Raw genomic sequence first — 22,454 nt, 5'->3', positions numbered from 1 at the left:
ATTATTTATCTTCAGACAGTCGTAACAGGCGTTCCCATTCGTCGCACATGTACTGTCTGGCATCAATTATTTTGATTAACCGTGAGGTATCGCGATTAATGCAATACAGGGCATCTTTCAGCGGTGAAAGGAGGTCTCCGGGCTTAACCCACTCGGAAGATTGAGCCTCAGCCAGCATCTTTAGCGAACCGCCGCCATCACAAAGTACGATATAGAGCCTGCCTGCTTTTTTGTGACAGCAAGACTTCTTCACATGCCATTCCATAGCGCACCTTTTGTTAAAAGATTTCACAACAGGTTACACTTAAGCAGATAAACAAAATGACAATAGCGACGCAATGGCGAAAGTGAGAAATGTAATTACTGTTTGCTTAATTTTAACAATGAAGTACTTACCCAATCTGACAGCGCACGACGAGAGATTTTAATCCCTCCGGATTTTAGTTCGGGTGGCAATGTCAGCCAGCATACCGGTTGCTGAAAGCGGGCCAGCTTATCTTTCACCCATTCTGCCAGATTGGTGTCACCCGCATTGGTGTCATACTCAACGACCGCCACCGGGCGATGACCAAACTCTTTGTCTTCTATCGGCACAATGAAAGCTTGCAGAACATGCGGATGCGCAGCAATCACGCGTTCCACCTCTTCCGGCTGTATGCCTTCCCCGCCGCTAAAGAACAGATTGTCCATCCGACCGACAATGGTTAACTTGCCGTCCTTCAACACCCCGCGATCGCGGGTGGCAAACCAGCCTTCCGCATTTACTAAAGGAATCAGTTGCCCGTTACGCCAGTAACCTTGTGCCATGCTGGCGGCACGCAGCCAGACTTCACCACCAACGATTCTGACTTCTCTGCCTGCCAGGGGTGACCCCACATCCGCCAGGCCATCCGCTTCTTTCGCACAGACCGTAGAAGCAAACTCCGTTAAACCGTAACCGCACCAGCAGCGAATCCTTTGCTCGCGCGCCTGTTCCGTCAATTCAACAGGAATTGCCGCGCCACCCAAGAGCACTGCTTTGAGCGTTACCGCCGTTTTGTTGACCAGCAGGCGCCACAGCTGCGTGGGCACCAGCGAAGCATGAGTGCATCCAGCCAGCATTTGCTCCAACGGTTGCTTGTCGCGCACGGTCATTCGTGCCCCGGCAAACAACCAACGCCACAAAATACCCTGGCCGGAAACATGAAACAGCGGCAGCGAGAGCAGCCAGTCATCTTCAGCGTCAAACGGCATTAATGACAGCACGCCCTGCGCGCTTGCCAGATGAGCCTGACAGGTATGCACCGCCGCCTTTGGCAATCCGGTAGAACCTGAGGTTAACGTCATCGTACTCAAACGCTGGGGTAACCACGCGGCGGCATGCTTGCCTGGCACTGCCTGCATCTGCAACGGATGGAGTCCCGCGAGAACATTAGCGGTCTCCAGATCCATCGCAAAACGCAGCGTTAAGTCCGGGACCAGCGCGTCAAGCAGCGATTGAGGCAGCTGTGGGTTCACAGGTAAAACCCGCGCCCCACATTGCAACAATGCCAGCCAGGCCAGCAAAGCACGCGGATGATTCCAGGCGCGAAGCAGGACGCCATCGCCCTCTTCCACGCCCTGAGCGGCAAAACCGCTGGCCAGATGGTCAACGCGCGTGCAGAGCTCGCTCCAGCTTAATACTTCATCGTTGAGGCGTAGAGCAGGCACCTCTGCACGAACCTGTCGCCAGTGACGCCACGGCCAGTCATCGAGTTGTACCAGGCCCGATATGCTTACGCTATCGGGCATTTCCCGCTGGGTCATAACAGGCGTTCCAGCGCATCAACATCGATACACGGCAATGCGCTACCCGGCCAGGTGCGTACCTGCTGGCACTGCATCAGGCTCAGGGTATCCAGCCCCGGAATGGTCTGCGGCGTCAGCCAGGCGGCAATTCGCGCCAGTTGGGTTAAGCCCAGGCTCGACTCGATCGACGAACTAATAACAGCGGTGAGACCAAGTGCATGCGCCGCTGCCACCTGTTCGCGCACTTTATCGAGACTGCCCGTCAGCGTAGGTTTGATAACCACTGCCTTGACGCCCTCTTCGGCTTCGAAGATGAAATCCGCTTCACGCAGGCTTTCATCCCAGGCAATGGCAATGCCGGTTTCACGCGCAAAAGCACGAGAGTCATCGCGGGTTTTGCATGGCTCTTCGAGAAAAGCGATGCGCCCGCGGTACTCTGGATTAACGTACTTCGCGAACTGCTGGGCTTTCAACGGCGTCCAGGCTCGGTTGGCGTCAAGTCGCAAATGCAGCTCCGGGATAGCCTCAAGCAGCAGGTTGGCGACCATACCGTCGCGAACCGCTTCATACAGTCCGACCTTAATCTTCGCTACTTTTTCACCCGGCATGTCCGCCAGTTGCAGTACCAGATCATCAGGATCACCCGTACACAGCGGTGCCGCACGGTAGTCTGCGTCTTCTGGCAATACGCCAGCCAGTTCGGCCAGCGCACAGCTTGCGCCAAAGGCGACCGAAGGCTGCTGCGGTAAGGAAGAATCCCCCTGTAGCCAGCCGTTGACCCAGGCCAGCAGCTCGGTTTGCGCCTCTTCCCAGCTCTCCTGACTGAAGCCCGGCAGCGGGGAGATCTCTCCCCACCCTTCGCGCTCGCCGTCACAAAGGCGAACGTACAGCCCGTCACGCGTTTTTAACCGCCTGTCGCGCAGAATCACCCCCGCGTCCATGGGGATCTGCCAGCGGTATACCTGCGCGCTACGCATTACGGATTCCGTTTAAATTTGCTGAAATCCGGCTGACGTTTCTGGTTAAAGGCGTTACGGCCTTCCTGACCTTCTTCCGTCATGTAGAACAGCATGGTGGCGTTACCCGCCAGCTCTTGCAGACCAGCCTGACCATCGCAGTCGGCGTTCAGTGCAGCTTTCAGGCAGCGCAGCGCCATCGGGCTGTTTTGCAGCATTTCACGACACCAGCGTACGGTCTCTTTTTCCAGATCGGCCAGCGGAACCACGGTGTTTACCAGGCCCATATCCAGCGCTTGCTTCGCATCGTACTGACGGCACAGGAACCAGATTTCACGCGCTTTTTTCTGACCGACAATACGCGCCATGTAAGAGGCACCCCAACCGCCATCGAAGGAACCGACTTTCGGACCGGTCTGGCCGAAGATGGCGTTTTCAGCCGCAATGGTCAGGTCACACATCATGTGCAGCACATGGCCGCCGCCGATGGAAAAGCCTGCAACCATCGCCACTACCGGCTTCGGACAGGTACGAATCTGGCGCTGGAAGTCCAGTACGTTCAGGTGATGCACACCGGAATCATCCTGGTATCCGCCGTAGTCACCGCGCACTTTCTGATCGCCACCTGCGCAGAACGCTTTGTCGCCAGCACCGGTCAGAATAATCACGCCAATGTTGTCATCATAGCGAGCATCCGCCAGCGCCTGGATCATCTCTTTCACGGTGACCGGACGGAAGGCATTGCGTACCTGCGGACGATTAATGGTGATTTTTGCGATACCGTCGGTGGATTTCTCGTAGAGAATGTCGGTGTAGCCTTCAGAGCAATCGTGCCATTCTACCGGTGCGTAAAGCATTGTTTCATCAGGATAGATCATAAAATGTCCTATAGTCAGCGATGCAGAATCTGAGCCAGACAGTCCACCACGCCAGCGGGATTGTCCCGATGCGCGTTGTGTCCGGCATTACGAATCACATGGCTTGGTACGGATATTTCCGCCGCCAGAGCGCGGAATTTATCGTCACGTTCACCACATAAATAATAAAACGGAAATGTGCGCGTAGTGAGTTGCGCACGTAAATCAGGTTGTACGGCTAGCGAGGTGGCCTCCAGCATCGCTGCCAGCGTATGCCCGTTATTCTGGCTACGCAGTGCGACCAGCGCTTCTCTTTGCGCCGCATTCAGCGAGGAAAAAACCGGCTGTTGATACCAGTCAATAAACACCTCGCACAACGGCTCAGCGCGAAAACGCGCAGCCCAGCGACCATCAGAGAGACGACGCTGAACGCGCGCCTCCTCACTTTGCAAGCCTGGATGTCCACCTTCAACCACCAGACCGCACAGTCCTGGCATCTCCTGACAAGCCGCCATCATCGCGACTCTGCCGCCAAGAGAGTAACCTACCAACCAGTATTTAAGTATGTTGTAACTAAGCAGCGTGTTACGCAGCAAAGCGCTTACGTCGTCGAATCCGCTCACGCTGATGTCAGCGGAGCCACCGTGTCCCGGCAGGTCGATATACAGCCGCGAATAATGCTTAAACGCTTCGCCAACCGTCTGCCATTCCCGACAATCACCGGAAAAACCGTGCAGGAAAACCAGCCAGGGAAATCCCGTCTGGCCCACTTTCGCCTGCGCGTGCAGGATCATAGATGGCTTACCTGCGCCAGCAGTTGCTGCAGGGTTTGCGCCCCATCAGTTTCGTTTACCACCAGCTCAATCACCGTTGCCGCCGGAGTACGCCAGGCGTTAGTCAGCGCGCTCTCCAGTTGCTCCCAGTTTTCCGGGCGCTGGTATTTAAGGTTAAACATGGCGGCAGCATGCTCAAAATGCACGTTCTGCGGCATCAGGTAGAACCGTTCGCGTTCGCTTGCTGGCGTCGGCAACAGGGAAAAAATTTGCCCGCCGTTATTATTGACCACTATCAGGACAAACGGCGCGGAAACCTGGCGCAATAACGCCAGCGCATTGAGGTCATACAGCGCAGATAAATCGCCGACGATAGCCAGCGTCGATTTCGCGCTGGCGCGCTGTACGCCTGCTGCCGTTGACAGCAGGCCGTCAATGCCGCTCGCGCCACGGTTGCTATAGACCGGGTAACCCGCCGGAAGCTGCGACAGCGCATCAATCAGGCGCACCACCAGACTGTTGCCCACGAACAGTTGTCCCTGCTCCGGCAAGTATTCGCGGATACGGTGGGCTAATTGCGCTTCACCAAACGCGTCGCGACGGGCTTCTACCGCCTTCCAGGCCAGTTGCGCCAGGCGTGGGATCTCCACGCACCAGGGCTGACGTTTCTCCGCCGGATGCAGCTCCAGCCAGTCGCCAACCGTCGCTACCAGCCTGCGCCCACGATGGTGAGCCGGATCAAGGCGGCCTTCGATATTATCGACAATCCAGTATTCCTGCGGATCACAGCTGGCCTGCCATTGCAGGAGCCGTTTTCCGGTCAGGCTACTGCCAAGCTGCACCACAATCTGCGCCTGCTGTAATTCAGTGACCGCTTTCGCATTCCCCAACCACAGGTCGGCGCACGGCAAAGGTTGTCCGGTTTGTGACAGAACATCGCCAATCAGCGGCCAGCCTAGCATCTGCGCCCACTGCGCAACCTTTTTGCCCTCTTCCGCGCTCATGCGGCCTGCAACAACAACGCCGCGTTTTTGTCGCCAGAAAAACCAGTCACGCTGTTTGTCGCTTTCCAGCCGACGCGCCTCACGCAGCCAGGGTTTATCATCCTGCCACCAGTCGCCAAGGCGCTGCTGCCAGTCAATCCCCGTTTCATCCATGTCGCCATACAGCGGTTCCGCAAATGGGCAATTGATATGAACCGCCCCGCTATGCAGCGCAGCTAAGGCGTTATCAATGGTGGATACCAGCCAACTAGCCGGAATGTTCTGGGTCGGGCGCGGTAAAGAGAGCGTTTGCGATGGATGCGAGGCAAACATTCCGGCCTGACGAATCGCCTGGTTAGCGCCGCAGTCGATAAGCTCAGGAGGTCTGTCAGCCGTGAGTAGAATCAGCTTTTCACCGGTCAGGCCCGCTTCAATCAACGCGGGATACAAATTTGCCACCGCCGTACCGGACGTCACAATCACAGCGACAGGCTGCCGGCTGACTTTTGCCAGACCTAAGGCCAGATGCCCAAGGCCACGCTCATCAAAATGAGTATGGTGAATAAAAGCGGGGTTTTCCGCAGCCGCCAGAGTCAACGGTGTAGAACGAGAGCCAGGGGCAATGCAGACATGCCTGACGCCGTGGCGAGTGAGTGCTTCCAGAATGACCGCCGCCCAGCGTCGGTTAAATGCGCTTACTGACATGAGATTGTCCGGTATCAATATTGCGACACAGTATAAAGAATCGAATAAATGGATTTTTGATATGAGTCGGTAATATACAACTCATTACCCTTCCATCTGTAATAAAGTGCGCAGTCCTGCCGCTTTATTGTCTATTTCTTGCCATTCCTGTTCAGGATCTGAACCACGCACGATCCCTGCCCCGGCATACAGGCGTATCACATTTTCACTAATTTTCGCCGACCGTAATGACACGCAAAACTCGCTTTGGCGCAGAGAAAGGTAACCCGCAGAACCGGCATACCACTCGCGTTCAAACGGTTCATTTTGTTGGATAAATTCACGCGCCAGCTCACGCGGAATACCTGCGACTGCCGCCGTGGGCTGGAGCTGCATCAGACAAAGCGTATCATCGGCCTGATTCAGTTCCGTCCAGATACAGCGGCGCAGGTGCTGCACTTTGCGCAGTCTAAGCACCTGCGGCGGCAGCACATCAAGAGTTTGCGTACAGCCTTGCAGACGCTGGCAAATATCTTCGACCACCAGCATATTCTCGCGCTGGTTTTTATCATCTTTCATTAGCCATTCCCCCAATTGCCAGGCCCGATGATCCTCAGGGTGGTTGGCAACGGTTCCCGCCAGCGCCTCGGTGCGCAGCGCCGTGTCACGCCGCCGATACAGACGTTCAGGGGAAGAACCAAGAAACGCACACTTTGCGGAGAACGCCATAAAGAAATGGTAGCAGTTCAGGTTTAGACGACGACTGGAAGCCATCACGGCCGCGGCGTTAACCGACTGAGAAAACTGTAAATCGGTCGCCCGCGCCAGCACGACCTTATCGAGTTGTTCCCCATTGATTGTTTGCGTGGCAAGTTTTATCAGGTCTGTCCAGCCAGTTTTATCCGGCCAGTTCTGTTCTCCCGTCAAACGCAGACGCAATGCGGGCAGCGGCTTTACGTTGGCGAGCGATGAGATAAACGCCACCGCCTTCGCGGCGTCTTCACGCAGCGACACGTCGCTAAAGAGATGTAAGCGTAAGCTCGCCACCCCAGCGCAACGTCGCCACTCCAGCCGTGGCAATAACAAATGGCCGCGCTGAGGCTCAAAGGCATTCAGGCCCCAGATACGCAGGTCAGGATTATCCTTATGCTGATGTAAAAAATGCTGGGCTAATTCGAGCGAGGAAAATGTAGCAACAGCGCCCAGTACGGCGGCTTCTTCATCGCCATTACGCTGTTGCCAGTAAAACTGGGGCCAGACGGGTTGACTGGCCAGCCATCCTAAAGCGTCAAACGCATCATTCAGTGGGAAAGGGATATCGTAAATACGAATTCCAGGTGCTGCTGGTATCTCTTGCGACAAATGACGCATCAGACTTTCCAGCGCAGTAGTGATTGAATGCACGCGGACCTCTCCCTGTTAAAAACCTCACATTATACGGGGTACTGAGCAGAAAAAGCAGTACCCCCAGTTAGGGAGTACGTACAAATGCGCTGACGGAATGGAATTTATCGCCGTGCTAACAATAATCCCATCACTAAACCGACCGTGGCGCCAACGCCGATTCCGCGCCAGGGTTTTTCATGCACATAATCATCCGCCCGGCAAACGGCTTTCTTCGCGCGGTAATAGTAGCTGTCAGAGGCGTGGCTGACGCGATTTCTCACCTCTTCTAACGCCCGCTCTGCCCGCGCTTTTAACTCAAGGTATTTTTGATCGGCTGGATCGCCGGAAGAACGCAGCACCTCCTCCAGCGTTTCACTCAATAATTCCAGATCGTCATCGATACGTGATTCATAAGAATGAAAAGACATTTTATTCTCCCTTTCTATTGACGTACCCGCTAACTATAGACAATCAGGCGTGTTTGCGCCTGTTTACGCCTGATGTGTTTCCCGCGCCATTCCGACGTGTGGAATACCGTCTTCGTCATAAATATCCGTGACCGGCACAAAGCCAAAGCGCGCATAGAATGATTGCAAATGTGCCTGCGCCCCCAGATACAGCGCCTTGTGCGGCCAATGCTGCGTACAGGAGGCCAACGTCTGAGTCATTAGCTGTTGCCCCAATTTTTCACCCCGCAGCGCTTCGCTTACAATCACCCGACCAATGACGACCGGCTCAAGCTCATCATCGCTTTTCAGAATCCTCGCATACGCCACCAGTTCATCGTTATGCCAACCCAGAATGTGCCGGTTTTCACCACTCAGGTCATCACCATCCACATCCTGATACGGACACCGTTGCTCAACAACAAATACCGCACAGCGAAGCTCAAGAATAGCGTACAGCTGCTGTGTATTGAGCTTTGCATGGTGGAGATCTTGCCAGTGAATCATAGTCTGCCCCTTTGTTGTGATAACCTGAACACCCTGCCTTATTGATGGCGAAAAGTGTAACGCGAAGATGGAATTACTATTTTTAGGCACGTCTGCGGGAGTCCCCACGCGCTCACGCAATGTAACGGCAATTTTACTGAATCTGCAACACCCGACTCAGGCGGGGCTGTGGCTTTTCGATTGTGGTGAAGGAACGCAGCATCAGATGCTGACCACGCCATTTAACCCTGGAAAACTCGAACGTATTTTTATCAGCCATCTACACGGCGATCACCTGTTTGGTTTACCGGGGCTGCTGTGCAGTCGCTCAATGGCCGGGAACGTCCAGCCACTGACGCTTTACGGACCAAAGGGATTGCGAGAGTTTACCGAAACGGCTTTGCGTTTGAGCGGCTCCTGGACCGATTATCCGCTGGATATTGTCGAAATCACCGCGGGTGAAATTGTTGATGACGGCCTGCGTAAAGTAACGGCATACCCGCTGGAGCATCCGCTGGAGTGCTACGGTTTTCGTGTTGAAGAGCACGACAAACCGGGGGCACTTGACGCCAGCGCCTTGAAGGCGGCTGGTGTTAAAGCGGGCCCGTGGTTCCAGGATTTGAAAGCCGGGAAAACCATCGTGCTGGAGGATGGTCGAGCGATTAACGGTGCCGATTTTCTCGCCCCTGCCACCAGAGGAAAATCTGTGGCTATTTTCGGCGACACAGGACCTTGCGCGTCCGCCATTGAACTGGCACGCGGTGTGGATGTGATGGTACATGAAACCACACTGGACTCCTCAATGGAGGAAAAAGCCAACAGCCGCGGTCACAGCTCGACCCGACAAGCCGCCCAGCTGGCGCTTGAGGCCGGAGTGAGACGCCTGATCATGACCCACGTTAGCTCACGCTACGATGAAAAAGGCTGTCAGCGGTTACTCGAAGAGTGCAAAGCGATATTTCCAGACACTGAACTGGCTCACGATTTCGCCATTTTCACCGTTTAATGCTCCATTTTTCCGCCTCAGTGCCGATAACAGTGGAAAGGCTGGCTTTCACACTGAGGACAGGATGAACAATTTCCAGAAAGATATTGATGACAGGACAAACCTAACCCTGTCTAACCGTTTTGAACTGCTGCTGTTTCGCCTTGGCAAATCCGTCGAGGAGCAGAAATCAGAACTGTTTGGCATCAACGTATTCAAACTGCGTGAAATCGTACCGATGCCGACATTTACGCGTCCCGCAGGTATGAAAGCCCCGTTGCTGGGTATGGTTAACATTCGCGATCAGGTGATCCCGGTGATTGATCTGCCTGCCGTCGCGGGCTGTAAGCCAGAGACCGGACTCAACATCCTGTTGATCACGGAATATGCCCGCAGCGTTCAGGCGTTTGCGGTGGAGTCGGTAGAAAACATTATGCGTCTGGACTGGCAACAGGTGCATACCGCCGAGAAAGCCGTCAATGGTCGCTACATTACCAGTATCGCCTGTCTGGACGACAACAAAGAGACTAACAATCTGGCGCTGGTGCTCGATGTCGAACAGATCCTGTACGATATTGTACCGTCGAACCACGACCTGCGCGCAACAGAGCTGAAAACCAATAAGTTCAACATTACGCCGGGTGCGGTGGCGATTGTGGCTGATGATTCCAAAGTGGCTCGCGCGATGCTGGAAAAAGGGCTTAACGCCATGGAGATCCCACACTTGATGCATGTGACGGGCCAGGATGCGTGGGAAAATATACAACAGCTATCTGAAGAAGCAGAAGCGGAAGGTAAACCAATCAGCGAGAAGATTGCGCTGGTGCTCACCGATCTGGAAATGCCGGAGATGGACGGTTTTACGCTTACCCGTAAGATAAAAACCGACGAACGCCTGAAGAAGATCCCGGTCGTTATCCACTCCTCACTTTCCGGTAGCGCCAATGAAGATCACGTACGCCGAGTGAAAGCTGATGGTTACGTGGCCAAATTCGAAGTCAATGAGCTGTCTTCAGTCATTCAGGAAGTGATGGATCGCACAGCGAAAGGCATCAGCGGCCCGCTGGTGAGCCGTCAACTTTCGGCCTGACGCCCCAGCAACTTGAAGTATGACGAGTATAGACAGGTAAAAAAAAAGAGTCTGGACATTGTCCAGACTCTTTTTCGATCACAGCATGATGAATTACATCAGCGGAGCCGCTAACTGCACGATGCTGATCAACGGTTGCGGGTAGATACCCAGCACCAGTACCAGCAGGGCAGAAATCAGCACCACAATACCGCCCGCGCTGTACTGCCAGTTGGACGGCGCATCGCGATTCAGTTGCTGCGGTGCGCTCAGGTACAGGCTCACGGCAACGCGCAGGTAGTAGTACAAACCAATCGCGGAACCCACCACCACGGCGGCAACCAACCACCACAGATTAGCCTGCACACCCACCGCCAGTACGTAGAACTTACCGATAAAGCCCAGCGTCATCGGAATACCCGCCAGAGACAGCATCATCACCGTCATCACCGCCGCGAGGATTGGACGATGCCAGAACAGACCACGGTAGGAGAACAGAGAGTCTGCATCCGGGCCGCGGTACGGGCTGGACATCAGGCTGACCACACCGAACGCACCGAGGCTGCTGAACAGATAACCGGCCAGGTAAACGCCAACCGCTTCCATCGACATCTCGCCGCTCTGCAGGGCAATCAGCGCCACCAGCAGGTAACCGAGGTGAGAGATAGATGAGTAACCAAGTAGACGTTTGATGTTGGTCTGGCTCAGCGCCATCAGGTTACCGAAGATAATAGAAGCAAAGGCAATCACACCCAGCACGATACGTACCGCTTCGCTATCACCTACCGGTGCGTACAGGAACAGACGCATCACCACGCCGAAGATAGCGATTTTGCTCGCCGTCGCCAGGAAGGTGGAAACCGGAGCCGGAGCGCCCTGGTATACGTCTGGCGTCCACAGGTGGAATGGAACCAGCGAGAGTTTAAAGCCGAGGCCAACAATCATCAGACCGAAGCCCGCCAGCAGCAGCGGTTCTTGCAGCATACCGTCGCCGAGGCTCTTACCGAGCGCGACAAACGACAGGTTGCCAGACTGCGCGTATACCAGCGCCATACCAAACAGCAGGAAGGAAGACGCTGCGGCAGACAGAATGGTGTATTTGATACTGGCTTCCAGCGAACGTTTCTGACGGAACGCATAGCCAACCAGACCAAACAGCGGAAGAGAGATAAGCTCAATACCAAGGAACAGCGCCGCCAGATGGTTAGCGTTAGCCAGCAGAATACCGCCGAGCGCGGCAATCAGCACCAGCAGATAGAACTCTTCCCGGTTGTCGTCGTAGCCTTCCAGCCACGGGTAAGCGAAGGTACAGGTGGCAAGACTCGCCAGCAGCACCAGCCCGGTGTAGAGCATGGCGAAACCGTCAACCCGCATCAGCGGGGTGACGTCCATAGCGCCCGCCTGGCCAACAAACCAGAGCGAAACCAGTGCGGCGTTAAGCCCAATGACCGACAGCGTGGCATTGAGGAAGTGATTGCGTCGCCACGCAATGGAGAGCATCACAACCACCACCGTCAAGCCGACGATCAGCAGCGGTAGCAGCGCAATCAGGTGTTGTGGAGTTATTGTCATGGCGATTTACGGCCTTGTAGTAGTAACGGAATTAACAAACCACTGCTGGATGTTGCTCATCGCAGAATGCGAGGTATCCAGAATCGGCTGCGGATAGAAGCCAAGCAGTACCAGAAGCACGACCAGCAACAGGATGATAAACAGCTCACGCAGCGACATCCCTGGCAGTTCAACACTGGCAATCTGGCTCTTCGCCTTACCAAAGTAAGCGCGATGCAGCATCGCCAGCGAGTAAACAGAAGCAAACACCAGACCAAATGTCGAGATCACGGTAATAACCGGAACCACCTGGTAGCTGCCGAACAGAATCATAAATTCGCCAACGAAGTTACCTGTACCCGGCATACCCAGCGTACACACTGCAAAGAACATTGACAGCGCAGGCAACCATTTCATTTTGCCCCACAGGCCGCCCATCATACGCATATCACGCGTGTGCAGACGTTCGTACAGCTGACCACACAGGATGAACAGACCGGCTGCGGACAGGCCGTGCGCGATCATCTGAATCACCGCACCCTGGTATGCCAGCTGGCTGCCGGTGTAGATAGCAATCAGTACGAAGCCCATGTGGGATACGGAGGTGTAAGCAATCAGACGTTTGATGTCGTACTGATTAAAGGCCATCCACGCGCCGTAGAAGATGCCGATGACGCCAAGCCACATTGCGATAGGCGCAAACTCCGCTGACGCATTCGGGAACAGCGGCAGGGAGAAGCGCAGCAGACCGTAGGCTGCGGTTTTCAGCAAGATACCTGCCAGGTCAACGGAACCTGCGGTCGGTGCCTGGGAGTGAGCATCCGGCAACCAGCCGTGCAGCGGAACCACCGGCATTTTCACCGCGAAAGCGATGAAGAAGCCCAGCATCAGCAGGTATTCCACGCCGTGGGACATCGGAGTATTCAGCAATTCTTCATAGTTGAAAGTCCACACGCCGGTCGCTTTGTAGTGCACAAACACCAGCGCCAGGATGGCAATCAACATCACCAGACCACTCGCCTGGGTATAAATGAAGAACTTGGTTGCTGCCGTGATACGCGTTTTACCGTCAGAGGCTTTATGCCCCCATAGCGCGATCAGGAAGTACATCGGCACCAACATCATTTCCCAGAAGAAGAAGAACAGGAACATGTCGATGGCAAGGAACACGCCGATTACGCCGCCTAAGATCCACATCAGGTTCAGGTGGAAAAAGCCCTGGTATTTTTCGATTTCATTCCAGGAGCAAAGTACCGCCAGAACACCGAGCAGGCCGGTCAGCACCACCATCAGCAGCGACAGACCGTCGATAGCAAGATGAATCGAGATGCCAAAGCGTGGGATCCACGGCAGGACAAACTCAGACTGCCACTGCGGAATGCCAGTGGATTGCGTCAGTGAATAGCCGCCCTGCAACCAAAGTTGCAGGCCAAGCGCCAGCGTCAGTCCCATGGTAATCAGCGCGATCCAACGCGGCACCTTCACGCCAAAGCGTTCGGTCTGCCAGCACAGAAAGCCACCGATAAAGGGAATCAATATTAGCCAGGGTAGTAACATGGCGATTTTTATTCCTTTTTAAGGCCCCTAATAGAGGCCTGATTTTCAACGAATTTGGATAAAATTCACTTTACGATCAACGCAGTACCATCAACAGAGCCAGCACAACGACGGCACCGATGCTCATTGATGCTACATACCAACGCAGATAGCCGTTCTCGCTTAACAACAGGCCTTTACCTGCAAAGCGGGAAAGGATCGCCGGAATGTTCATCATTGCGTTCAGCGGATCGCGTTTCAGCAGCCATGCAACGCCCAGGAACGGCTTGACGAACACTTTGTCGTACAGCCAGTCGAAGCCCCAGGCGTTATACCACCAGGTACCCAGCAGACGGCCTGGCGCACTGTTGGCAATCGACGTCACCAGAGTACGTTTACCCAGCCACAGCCATGCTGCGATCAGAATGCCTGCTATCGCGACGATACCGGAGGTAATTTCCAGGGTCATCACGCGACCATGTTCAAGCTCGGTCGTCGCAGGCAGTACACCCTGCAGCGGTGGCACAATCAGTGCGCCAACGAAGGTGGACAGGATCATCAGCACAATCAGCGGCAGATGATGTGTAATCCCCTTCCCTGCGTGAGCGTGAATTTGCTCTTTACCGTGGAACACGATGAAAATCATACGGAAGGTGTACAGAGAGGTCATGAACGCACCGACCAGACCTGCAACCATCAGATTAATATGACCGTTCGCCATCGCACCGGCCAGAATCTCATCCTTACTGAAGAAGCCTGCGGTAATCAGCGGCAGAGCCGACAGCGCCGCGCCACCGATCAGGAAGCAGAGATACACCAGCGGAATAGACTTACGCAGGCCGCCCATCTTGAAGATGTTCTGTTCGTGGTGACAGGCCAGGATAACCGAGCCGGATGCCAGGAACAGCAGCGCTTTAAAGAAGGCGTGCGTCATCAGGTGGAAAATCGCCGCGTCCCACGCCTGAACCCCGAGAGCCAGGAACATATAACCAATCTGGCTCATGGTGGAGTATGCGAGAACGCGTTTAATGTCGGTCTGTACCAGCGCGGCGAAACCAGCCAGTACCAGAGTGATAGCCCCGATAATCCCCACCAGATGCAGGATTTCCGGCGTCATCAGGAACAGGCCGTGAGTACGTGCAATCAGGTAGACACCGGCGGTAACCATCGTCGCGGCGTGGATCAGCGCGGAGACAGGCGTCGGACCTGCCATCGCGTCAGCAAGCCATGTCTGCAACGGCAGCTGCGCGGATTTACCCACCGCACCGCCCAGCAGCATCAGGGTTGCCCACATCAGCATGTTGTTACCATCTGCAAAGTGAGCAGGTGCCAGTTCCACCATTTCGCGGAAGTTCAGCGTGCCCAGCTCGTTGTAGAGGATAAACAATGCGAAGGCGAGGAACACGTCACCCACACGGGTCACCACGAAGGCTTTCATTGCCGCAGCGCCATTCTTCGGATCGGTGTAATAGAAACCGATCAGCAGATAGGAGCACAGGCCCACGCCTTCCCAGCCGAGGTACATCAGCAGCAGGTTATCCGCCAGTACCAGAACCACCATGCTGGCGATAAACAGGTTGGTGTAGGCGAAGAAACGGGAGTATCCCTCTTCACCGCGCATATACCAGGAGGCGAACATGTGGATCAGGAAACCCACACCGGTCACCACACTGAGCATGGTCAGCGACAGGCCGTCCAGCACCAGGTTAAAACCGATATTGAAGTCACCGACAGACATCCACGTCCACAGCGGCTGGCTGTAGGCCTGTTGACCATTAGCAAAGAAGTCAACGCCAACAAACGCGGTCACCAGCGCCGCCAGGCCAATCGACCCGACGCCCACGGTCGCGGACAGATTTTCTGACCAACGACCGCGAGAGAACGCCAGTAATACAAAGCCAATAAATGGCAGAATAATGGTTAAGGCAAGCATGTTCATCCACGCATCTCACTTACTGAATCGATGTTCAGGTTCTGGCGACGGCGATGAAGTTGCAGCAACAGCGCAAGTCCAATGCTCGCTTCCGCAGCCGCAAGGCTGATGGCGAGAATATACATCACCTGACCATCGGTCTGGCCCCAGTAGCTTCCGGCGACCACGAAGGCCAGCGCGGAGGCGTTAATCATGATTTCCAGCCCGATCAGCATAAACAGCAGATTGCGGCGGATAACCAGACCGGTTAAGCCCAGTACGAATAAGACAGCCGCGAGGATCAGTCCATGTTGTAAGGGGATCATGCGTGCTCCTCCGTTTTTCTTTTCGCGCGGTCATCGGTGCGATTGCTCAGCACTTCACCAGAACGCTCTTCGCGCCCTACGTGGAAGGCTACAACCAGACCTGCCAGCAGCAGCATCGAAGCCAGCTCGACCGCCAGTACATACGGTCCGAACAGGGAAATACCGACAGCTTTCGCGCTAATTGGCGTCCCGTCGATGCCCTGATCGTTAACACCCAGAATGGCATAAACAATAACCGCCAGCATGATGGCCGACAGAATCGCCGGTCCAATCCACACCTGCGGTTTCAGCCACTGGCGTTCCTGTTCAATTTCAGAACCACCGAGGTTGAGCATCATGACCACGAACACGAACAACACCATGATGGCGCCCGCGTAGACGATTATTTCCAGCGCCCCCGCGAAGTAAGCACCTAACGAGAAGAACACACCGGAAATCGCCAGCAGCGAAATAATCAGGTACAGCAGTGCGTGTACCGGATTGGTATGGGTGATCACCCGCAAGGTTGCGAGAATGGCTATCAGGCCACAGATATAAAAAGCGAACTCCATTGCCCCTCTCCTTACGGTAACAGGCTCTTGACGTCGATAGGCTTGGCTTCGTTCTCTGCTTCGCCCTTATCTTTGCCGTCGATTGCCATACCTGCCATCCGGTAGAAGTTATATTCCGGGTATTTACCCGGACCGGAGATCAGCAGATCCTCTTTCTCGTAAACCAGGTCCTGGCGCTTGTACTCACCCAGCTCGAAATCTGGAGTCAGCTGAATAGCCGTTGTCGGACAGGCTTCTTCGCACAGGCCGCAGAAAATGCAGCGTGAGAAGTTAATGCGGAAAAACTCCGGATACCAGCGGCCATCTTTGGTCTCTGCTTTTTGCAAAGAGATACAGCCTACCGGACACGCTACCGCACACAGGTTACAGGCAACGCAGCGCTCTTCGCCGTCTGGGTCACGGGTCAGAACGATACGACCACGAAAACGGGGCGGTAGATAGACCGGCTCTTCCGGGTACATCTGCGTTTCGCGTTTCGCGAACGCATGCAGGCCGATCATCCAGATACTGCGTACCTGGGTGCCGAAACCTACTAACAATTCTTTTAAGGTCATGGTCTTTGTGTCCCTTATTGCGCCTGCCAGAGAATGACAGCCGCCGTTACCAGCAAGTTGACGAGCGTCAGCGGCAGACAGACTTTCCAGCCGAAGGACATTACCTGGTCATAACGAGGACGCGGTAACGACGCACGAATCAAAATGAACATCATCATGAAGAACGCGGTTTTCAGCGCGAACCAGACGAATGGCGGTAAGAACGGACCATGCCAGCCACCGAAGAACAGGGTAACCATCAGTGCAGAAATGGTGACGATGCCGATGTACTCACCCACGAAGAACAGACCGAATTTCATACCGGAGTATTCAATGTGGTAACCGTCGGCCAGTTCCTGCTCGGCTTCTGGCTGGTCAAACGGGTGACGGTGACACACCGCCACGCCCGCGATGGCAAAGGTGACAAAACCAAAGAACTGCGGAATAACGTTCCAGATATCAGCCTGGTTGTTGACGATGTCGGTCATGTTAAATGAACCGGCCTGCGCCACCACGCCCATCAGGGAAAGTCCGAGGAACACTTCGTAGCTCAGCGTCTGCGCAGACGCACGCATCGCACCGAGCAGCGAGTATTTGTTGTTACTGGACCAGCCTGCGAACAGCACCGCGTATACCGCGAGGCCTGCCATCATCAGGAAGAACAGGATCCCGATGTTCAGGTCAGCAACCACCCAGTTCGGGCTCACCGGCACGATGGCGAAAGCCAGCAGCAGCGAGGTAAAGGCGATCATCGGTGCCAGGGTAAAGATGACGCGATCCGAGAATTTCGGGATCCAGTCTTCTTTAAAGAACATCTTGATCATGTCCGCAACCAGCTGGAGCGAACCGCCCCAGCCAACACGGTTCGGTCCGTAACGGTTCTGGAACAGACCGAGCAGACGACGTTCGCCAAAGCTCATGAATGCCCCGCAGGTGACCACCACCAGCAGAATCACGACCGCTTTGAGAACGCTCAGCAGGATCTCAATCAGATCGGGTGTAATCCAACTCATTGTTGTGCCTCCTGCAGATCCTCAAGACGTGCACCAGCCAGAACCGGCGCGATGCCAGGCATACCCATTGGCAAACCAACCTGCCCTGCCGTTAATCCTTCAGCGATTTCAACCGGCAGCGTAACCGTGTTGCCATCGTAGCTAAAAGATACGCGCGTACCGGCATTCACACCCAACTTCGCGGCATCAGCCGGGTTGAGTTTGATGTACGGCTGCGGCATACGGGTCTGGAAGACAGGCGCACGCTGGGACATTTCGTCACTACCAAACAGATGATAGTAAGGCGCGACACGCCACTGACCATCCTGAGCCTGGAAGCTCGCCGGAACGGTTGTGAAGTAATCCAGACCATCTGCAGAAGCTTCGATCAGACGCACGCCCGGATCGCCATGACGCAGTTTACCGCCCACTTCATCCTGGAACTTGTTCCACGCCTGTGGGGAGTTCCAGCCCGGAGCCCAGGCAAACGGAATTTGTGAACGCGGCGCAGACGGTTGGTTGTTCCCTTCCATAGAGAAAGCGAACATGGTGTCTTTGTCCTGCGGCTGACGCGGTTCGTGAACGCTGATGTTGGCGCGCATTGCGGTACGACCACTGTAGCGGTGCGGTTCACGTGCCAGTTTCTGTCCACGGATACGGAAGCTTGCATCCGGCGCGGCATCTTTAATACCCGCCAACTGCGGTAACTTCTCAACGACCGCGTCGATAACATGGTCGAGCTGCGTCCAGTCCACTTCACGACTCTGCACGGTACTGTGCAGCGAGTGCAACCAGCGCCAGCTTTCCAGCATTACGGTGTTGCTGTCGTAGTAGGATGGGTCATAGACCTGGAAGAAACGCTGGGCGCGACCTTCGTTGTTAATTACCGTACCATCGCTTTCGGCGAAGCTAGCGGCGGAAAGCACCAGATGGGCGTTTTCCATAATAGCCGTGCGCTGATGGTCAACAACCAGTACCAGCGGCGCTTTCGCCAGCGCGGCGTTCACACGCGTTGCTGAAGCATGGCGATGCAGGTCATTTTCCAACACCACAACGGCGTCAGCACGACCGGTTTCCAGCTCGGTCAGCGCGTCGTCGAGGGAACCACCGCCAATCATACCCAGCCCCATACTGTTGACAGAGCGAGCAATCATGGTGATCCCGACGTCTGCGCCACGGCCTTTCAGCGCCTTCGCCACGTTGGCAGCAGCCTGAATCACGTCGGCGCTACCGGCGTTGGTACCGGAAATAATCAGTGGTTTCTTCGCCCCGGCCAGAGCCTGAACGATGACGTCAATTTTGTTCTGCAGGTCACGGTCGATACCGTCAACCGCCGGTGCGTTGTTATCCAGTGCATGGGCGATAGCGAAACCTAAACGCGCCTGATCTTCAACCGGCGCACGGTAGGTCCATGCCGCGATATCATCCAGACGGGTGTTATCGACGTTGGTAACGAACAGCGGGTGCTTGGCGCGCTGGCCAATATTGAGGATTGCCGCAATCTGCCAGTCGGCCACTTTCTGCGCCGCCGCCATTTCACGCGCTTTACCTTTCACCGCCTGACGCACTGCCAGCGCAACGCGCGCGCCGGTTTGGGTGACATCTTCGCCCAGGACCAGAACCGCATCGTATGACTCGATTTCGCGCAGTGCCGGGGTATGAATACCGCCGTCACGCAGCACGCTCAGAGCCAGTTGCAGACGTTCCTGCTCGCCCTGGGCAATACCGGTATAGAAGTTATCCGCACCGACCAGTTCACGCAGCGCGAAGTTACTTTCAACGCTGGCACGCGGAGAGCCGATACCAATCACTTTCTTCGACTGACGCAGAATATCTGCCGCGCCCTGCATCGCCTGTTCGGCGTTCAGCGTGATCAGGTCATCGCCACGACGCTGTACCGGCTGACGCGGACGGTCTTTCAGGTTCACGTAACCATAGCCAAAACGACCACGGTCGCAGAGGAAGTAGTGGTTAACGGTACCGTTGTAGCGGTTTTCGATACGACGCAGTTCACCGTAGCGCTCGCCCGGGCTGATGTTACAACCGATAGAACACTGCTGGCAGATGCTCGGCGCAAACTGCATGTCCCATTTACGGTTATAACGCTCGGAGTGCGTTTTATCGGTGAAGACGCCGGTCGGGCAAATTTCCACCAGGTTACCGGAGAATTCGCTTTCGAGCGTACCGTCTTCCGGACGACCAAAGTAGACGTTGTCATGTGCGCCATAGACGCCCAGATCCGCACCATCGGCGTAATCTTTGTAGTAACGTACGCAGCGATAGCAGGCGATGCAGCGGTTCATTTCGTGAGAGATGAACGGCCCCAGGTCCTGGTTGCGGTGAGTACGCTTCGTGAAGCGGTAGCGACGGAAGCTATGACCGGTCATGACGGTCATATCCTGAAGGTGGCAGTTACCGCCCTCTTCACAGACCGGACAGTCGTGCGGGTGGTTAGTCATCAACCACTCCACTACGCTTTCGCGGAACTGCTTCGCTTCTTCGTCATCAATTGAAATAAAGGTGCCTTCGGTGGCCGGTGTCATACAAGACATCACCAGGCGACCACGCGTGTCTTCCGCGTTTTGATATTGCTTCACCGCACACTGGCGGCAAGCACCGACGCTTCCCAGCGCCGGGTGCCAGCAAAAGTACGGAATATCAAGGCCGAGAGACAGACAAGCTTCCAGCAGGTTGTCCGCTCCGTTGACCTCATATTCTTTGCCGTCTACATGAATCGTAGCCATAGTCAGCATGCTTCCAGTTGGCTCGGTCTAAAACCGAGCGTTAATCGAATTTCTGATCGCGATTCAGGGTTACCCTGCTATTACCAGCGCTCTTTCAGCAGGTTCGGCTGAATACCACCAATCTGATGGGTATTGCTGAAGGACTGCTTGATGCCAGCTTCGAATTCTTCGCGGAAATATTTAATGGCGCTCTGCAGCGGCTCCACCGCACCCGGTGCGTGTGCACAGAAGGTTTTACCCGGGCCGAGGAAACGACACAGTTGCTCAAGCGTCTCGATATCCCCAGGCTGGCCTTCGCCACGCTCCAGCGCGCGCAGAATTTTCACACTCCACGGCAGACCGTCACGGCACGGCGTACACCAGCCACAGGACTCGCGGGCAAAGAACTCTTCCAGGTTACGCACCAGAGGAACCATGCCAATCTCGTGATCGACGGCCATTGCCAGCGCGGTGCCCAAACGGCTACCGGCTTTACCAATGCTTTCGAATTCCATCGGCAGATCGAGGTGCGCTTCAGTCAGGAAGTCAGTACCCGCGCCGCCCGGCTGCCAGGCTTTGAACTTCAGGCCATCACGCATGCCGCCCGCGTAATCTTCGAGGATCTCGCGCGCGGTAGTACCGAAAGGCAGTTCCCACAGGCCAGGGTTCTTCACGCGACCTGAGAAGCCCATCAGCTTGGTGCCCGCGTCTTTGCTCTGCGAAATGTTCTGGTACCACTCCACGCCGTTCGCGAGGATAGCTGGTACGTTACACAGGGTTTCGACGTTGTTAACGCAGGTCGGCTTACCCCAAGCGCCAGAGCTTGCCGGGAACGGCGGCTTGGAACGTGGGTTAGCACGACGACCTTCAAGGGAGTTAATCAGCGCCGTCTCTTCACCGCAGATATAGCGCCCTGCCCCGGTGTGGACAAACAGTTCGAAGTCGAAACCGGTGCCCATGATGTTTTTGCCAAGCAAGCCGGCTTCGGTTGCTTCGGCAATCGCGCGACGCAGATGCACAGCCGCTTCGATATACTCACCGCGCAGGAAGATGTAACCACGGTACGCTTTCAGCGCAAACGCGGAGATCAGCATGCCTTCCACTAGCAGGTGCGGCAGCTGTTCCATCAGCAGACGGTCTTTATAGGTACCCGGCTCCATTTCATCGGCGTTACACAGCAGGTAACGGATGTTCATGGATTCGTCTTTCGGCATCAGGCTCCACTTCAGACCGGTGGAAAAGCCCGCACCACCGCGCCCTTTCAGGCCAGCGTCTTTTACCTGATTAACGATTTCGTCCGGTGACAGCCCGGTCAGGGCCTTACGTGCACCTTCGTAGCCGTTCTTGCTACGGTATTCGTCCAGCCAGACCGGCTGTTTGTCATCACGCAGACGCCAGGTCAGCGGATGCGTTTCGGGAGTACGGATAATGTCTTTCATTTATACCGCTCCAGCAGTTCGGGAATGCCTTCCGGGGTCAGGTGAGCATGAGTATCCTCATCGATCATCATGTTCGGCCCTTTATCGCAGTTCCCCAGGCAACAGGTCGGGAGCAGCGTAAAACGACCGTCAAAGGTCGTCTGCCCCGGCTTGATGTTGAGTTTTTTCTCAAGCGCAGCCTGGATCCCCTGATAGCCGTTGATATGGCACACCACGCTGTCGCAATAGCGGATCACGTGGCGACCTACCGGCTGGCGGAAGATCTGGCTATAGAACGTGGCAACACCTTCTACGTCGCTTGCCGGGATCCCCAGCACATCAGCGATCGCATAGATCGCCCCATCCGGCACCCAGCCACGCTGTTTCTGAACGATTTTCAGCGCTTCAATGGACGCCGCACGCGGGTCTTCGTAGTGGTGCTTCTCGTGCTCAATCGCTTCACGCTCAGCCGCACTCAGCTCAAAAGCCTCGGTTTGTGGTTGTTGATTCTCGTGCATAA

Annotated in this window: 21 protein-coding genes; 2 read left to right on the top strand and 19 right to left on the bottom strand. The window is 55.4% G+C overall.

Annotated features, from left to right (window positions below):
- Position 1 precedes the first annotated feature (1 nt).
- The 9 genes from pmrD to HVZ39_RS08265 form a co-directional block, all read right to left on the bottom strand.
- Positions 2–265 (bottom strand): signal transduction protein PmrD, encoded by a 264-nt coding sequence (gene pmrD, locus HVZ39_RS08305; RefSeq protein ID WP_103928404.1) that lies wholly within the window; start codon positions 263–265, stop codon positions 2–4.
- Positions 266–360: 95 nt separating this feature from the next.
- On the bottom strand, positions 361–1,785 hold the full coding sequence (gene menE, locus HVZ39_RS08300) for an o-succinylbenzoate--CoA ligase (RefSeq protein ID WP_181633454.1): 1,425 nt from the start codon (positions 1,783–1,785) through the stop codon (positions 361–363).
- Positions 1,782–2,744: an o-succinylbenzoate synthase gene (menC, locus tag HVZ39_RS08295; protein ID WP_181633453.1), complete on the bottom strand. Its 963-nt coding sequence runs from the start codon at positions 2,742–2,744 to the stop codon at positions 1,782–1,784. The genes menE and menC overlap by 4 nt, the downstream gene beginning before the upstream one ends.
- Positions 2,744–3,601, bottom strand: a complete 858-nt coding sequence (gene menB / locus HVZ39_RS08290) for a 1,4-dihydroxy-2-naphthoyl-CoA synthase (RefSeq protein ID WP_003027671.1) — start codon at positions 3,599–3,601, stop codon at positions 2,744–2,746. Before menB ends, menC begins: the two co-directional genes overlap by 1 nt.
- Before the next feature lie 14 nt (positions 3,602–3,615).
- Complete coding sequence (gene menH / locus HVZ39_RS08285) at positions 3,616–4,374, bottom strand: 2-succinyl-6-hydroxy-2,4-cyclohexadiene-1-carboxylate synthase (RefSeq protein ID WP_181633452.1); 759 nt, start codon at positions 4,372–4,374, stop codon at positions 3,616–3,618.
- Positions 4,371–6,041, bottom strand: a complete 1,671-nt coding sequence (menD, locus tag HVZ39_RS08280; RefSeq protein WP_181633451.1) for a 2-succinyl-5-enolpyruvyl-6-hydroxy-3-cyclohexene-1-carboxylic-acid synthase — start codon at positions 6,039–6,041, stop codon at positions 4,371–4,373. Before menD ends, menH begins: the two co-directional genes overlap by 4 nt.
- An 84-nt stretch (positions 6,042–6,125) precedes the next feature.
- Entirely contained in the window at positions 6,126–7,424 is a 1,299-nt protein-coding gene (menF, locus tag HVZ39_RS08275) for an isochorismate synthase MenF (RefSeq protein WP_181633450.1), read from the bottom strand.
- A 104-nt stretch (positions 7,425–7,528) separates the two neighbouring features.
- Positions 7,529–7,834 carry a stress response protein ElaB gene (elaB, locus tag HVZ39_RS08270; RefSeq protein ID WP_003027683.1) on the bottom strand — a complete coding sequence of 102 codons (306 nt, stop codon included), beginning with the start codon at positions 7,832–7,834 and terminating at the stop codon, positions 7,529–7,531.
- 63 nt (positions 7,835–7,897) lie between these two features.
- A complete protein-coding gene (locus HVZ39_RS08265) occupies positions 7,898–8,359 on the bottom strand; it encodes a GNAT family N-acetyltransferase (protein WP_181633449.1) in 462 nt (153 codons plus the stop codon).
- 67 nt (positions 8,360–8,426) lie between these two features.
- Between HVZ39_RS08265 and rbn the strand changes: the two genes are divergently transcribed.
- Both rbn and HVZ39_RS08255 read left to right on the top strand, forming a co-directional pair.
- On the top strand, positions 8,427–9,344 hold the full coding sequence (gene rbn, locus HVZ39_RS08260; protein WP_181633448.1) for a ribonuclease BN: 918 nt from the start codon (positions 8,427–8,429) through the stop codon (positions 9,342–9,344).
- Between the two features lie 64 nt (positions 9,345–9,408).
- Positions 9,409–10,413, top strand: a complete 1,005-nt coding sequence (locus tag HVZ39_RS08255) for a chemotaxis protein (protein WP_181633447.1) — start codon at positions 9,409–9,411, stop codon at positions 10,411–10,413.
- Positions 10,414–10,506: 93 nt separating this feature from the next.
- On the opposite strand, the gene nuoN is transcribed toward HVZ39_RS08255, so the two are convergent.
- The 10 genes from nuoN to nuoE all read right to left on the bottom strand — a co-directional run bounded on the left by nuoN (position 10,507) and on the right by nuoE (position 22,452).
- A complete protein-coding gene (gene nuoN / locus HVZ39_RS08250) occupies positions 10,507–11,964 on the bottom strand; it encodes an NADH-quinone oxidoreductase subunit NuoN (protein ID WP_016153830.1) in 1,458 nt (485 codons plus the stop codon).
- A gap of 6 nt (positions 11,965–11,970) precedes the next feature.
- On the bottom strand, positions 11,971–13,500 hold the full coding sequence (gene nuoM / locus HVZ39_RS08245) for an NADH-quinone oxidoreductase subunit M (RefSeq protein ID WP_016153831.1): 1,530 nt from the start codon (positions 13,498–13,500) through the stop codon (positions 11,971–11,973).
- A gap of 76 nt (positions 13,501–13,576) precedes the next feature.
- Complete coding sequence (gene nuoL / locus HVZ39_RS08240) at positions 13,577–15,418, bottom strand: NADH-quinone oxidoreductase subunit L (protein WP_016153832.1); 1,842 nt, start codon at positions 15,416–15,418, stop codon at positions 13,577–13,579.
- Entirely contained in the window at positions 15,415–15,717 is a 303-nt protein-coding gene (gene nuoK, locus HVZ39_RS08235) for an NADH-quinone oxidoreductase subunit NuoK (protein WP_006683663.1), read from the bottom strand. Before nuoK ends, nuoL begins: the two co-directional genes overlap by 4 nt.
- Positions 15,714–16,268 (bottom strand): NADH-quinone oxidoreductase subunit J, encoded by a 555-nt coding sequence (gene nuoJ / locus HVZ39_RS08230; protein ID WP_016153833.1) that lies wholly within the window; start codon positions 16,266–16,268, stop codon positions 15,714–15,716. Before nuoJ ends, nuoK begins: the two co-directional genes overlap by 4 nt.
- Positions 16,269–16,279: 11 nt before the next feature.
- On the bottom strand, positions 16,280–16,822 hold the full coding sequence (gene nuoI / locus HVZ39_RS08225) for an NADH-quinone oxidoreductase subunit NuoI (RefSeq protein WP_005129470.1): 543 nt from the start codon (positions 16,820–16,822) through the stop codon (positions 16,280–16,282).
- Between the two features lie 14 nt (positions 16,823–16,836).
- Positions 16,837–17,814 carry an NADH-quinone oxidoreductase subunit NuoH gene (nuoH, locus tag HVZ39_RS08220; RefSeq protein WP_016153834.1) on the bottom strand — a complete coding sequence of 326 codons (978 nt, stop codon included), beginning with the start codon at positions 17,812–17,814 and terminating at the stop codon, positions 16,837–16,839.
- Complete coding sequence (gene nuoG / locus HVZ39_RS08215) at positions 17,811–20,537, bottom strand: NADH-quinone oxidoreductase subunit NuoG (protein WP_032931989.1); 2,727 nt, start codon at positions 20,535–20,537, stop codon at positions 17,811–17,813. Before nuoG ends, nuoH begins: the two co-directional genes overlap by 4 nt.
- Before the next feature lie 80 nt (positions 20,538–20,617).
- Complete coding sequence (gene nuoF, locus HVZ39_RS08210) at positions 20,618–21,955, bottom strand: NADH-quinone oxidoreductase subunit NuoF (RefSeq protein WP_016153836.1); 1,338 nt, start codon at positions 21,953–21,955, stop codon at positions 20,618–20,620.
- On the bottom strand, positions 21,952–22,452 hold the full coding sequence (nuoE, locus tag HVZ39_RS08205) for an NADH-quinone oxidoreductase subunit NuoE (RefSeq protein ID WP_003028069.1): 501 nt from the start codon (positions 22,450–22,452) through the stop codon (positions 21,952–21,954). Before nuoE ends, nuoF begins: the two co-directional genes overlap by 4 nt.
- Positions 22,453–22,454: the final 2 nt, after the last annotated feature.

The sequence above is a fragment of the Citrobacter sp. RHB35-C21 genome (genome assembly GCF_013816515.1).
GTDB classification, from domain to species: domain Bacteria; phylum Pseudomonadota; class Gammaproteobacteria; order Enterobacterales; family Enterobacteriaceae; genus Citrobacter; species Citrobacter braakii.
This window is presented reverse-complemented; position numbering and strand designations above follow the sequence as displayed.

Coding starts and splice junctions, on each gene's coding strand:
- pmrD (WP_103928404.1), bottom strand. CDS start 265: ATGGAATGGCATGTGAAGAAGTCTTGCTGTCACAAAAAAGCAGGCAGG.
- menE (WP_181633454.1), bottom strand. CDS start 1,785: ATGACCCAGCGGGAAATGCCCGATAGCGTAAGCATATCGGGCCTGGTA.
- menC (WP_181633453.1), bottom strand. CDS start 2,744: ATGCGTAGCGCGCAGGTATACCGCTGGCAGATCCCCATGGACGCGGGG.
- menB (WP_003027671.1), bottom strand. CDS start 3,601: ATGATCTATCCTGATGAAACAATGCTTTACGCACCGGTAGAATGGCAC.
- menH (WP_181633452.1), bottom strand. CDS start 4,374: ATGATCCTGCACGCGCAGGCGAAAGTGGGCCAGACGGGATTTCCCTGG.
- menD (WP_181633451.1), bottom strand. CDS start 6,041: ATGTCAGTAAGCGCATTTAACCGACGCTGGGCGGCGGTCATTCTGGAA.
- elaB (WP_003027683.1), bottom strand. CDS start 7,834: ATGTCTTTTCATTCTTATGAATCACGTATCGATGACGATCTGGAATTA.
- HVZ39_RS08265 (WP_181633449.1), bottom strand. CDS start 8,359: ATGATTCACTGGCAAGATCTCCACCATGCAAAGCTCAATACACAGCAG.
- rbn (WP_181633448.1), top strand. CDS start 8,427: ATGGAATTACTATTTTTAGGCACGTCTGCGGGAGTCCCCACGCGCTCA.
- HVZ39_RS08255 (WP_181633447.1), top strand. CDS start 9,409: ATGAACAATTTCCAGAAAGATATTGATGACAGGACAAACCTAACCCTG.
- nuoN (WP_016153830.1), bottom strand. CDS start 11,964: ATGACAATAACTCCACAACACCTGATTGCGCTGCTACCGCTGCTGATC.
- nuoM (WP_016153831.1), bottom strand. CDS start 13,500: ATGTTACTACCCTGGCTAATATTGATTCCCTTTATCGGTGGCTTTCTG.
- nuoL (WP_016153832.1), bottom strand. CDS start 15,418: ATGAACATGCTTGCCTTAACCATTATTCTGCCATTTATTGGCTTTGTA.
- nuoK (WP_006683663.1), bottom strand. CDS start 15,717: ATGATCCCCTTACAACATGGACTGATCCTCGCGGCTGTCTTATTCGTA.
- nuoJ (WP_016153833.1), bottom strand. CDS start 16,268: ATGGAGTTCGCTTTTTATATCTGTGGCCTGATAGCCATTCTCGCAACC.
- nuoI (WP_005129470.1), bottom strand. CDS start 16,822: ATGACCTTAAAAGAATTGTTAGTAGGTTTCGGCACCCAGGTACGCAGT.
- nuoH (WP_016153834.1), bottom strand. CDS start 17,814: ATGAGTTGGATTACACCCGATCTGATTGAGATCCTGCTGAGCGTTCTC.
- nuoG (WP_032931989.1), bottom strand. CDS start 20,537: ATGGCTACGATTCATGTAGACGGCAAAGAATATGAGGTCAACGGAGCG.
- nuoF (WP_016153836.1), bottom strand. CDS start 21,955: ATGAAAGACATTATCCGTACTCCCGAAACGCATCCGCTGACCTGGCGT.
- nuoE (WP_003028069.1), bottom strand. CDS start 22,452: ATGCACGAGAATCAACAACCACAAACCGAGGCTTTTGAGCTGAGTGCG.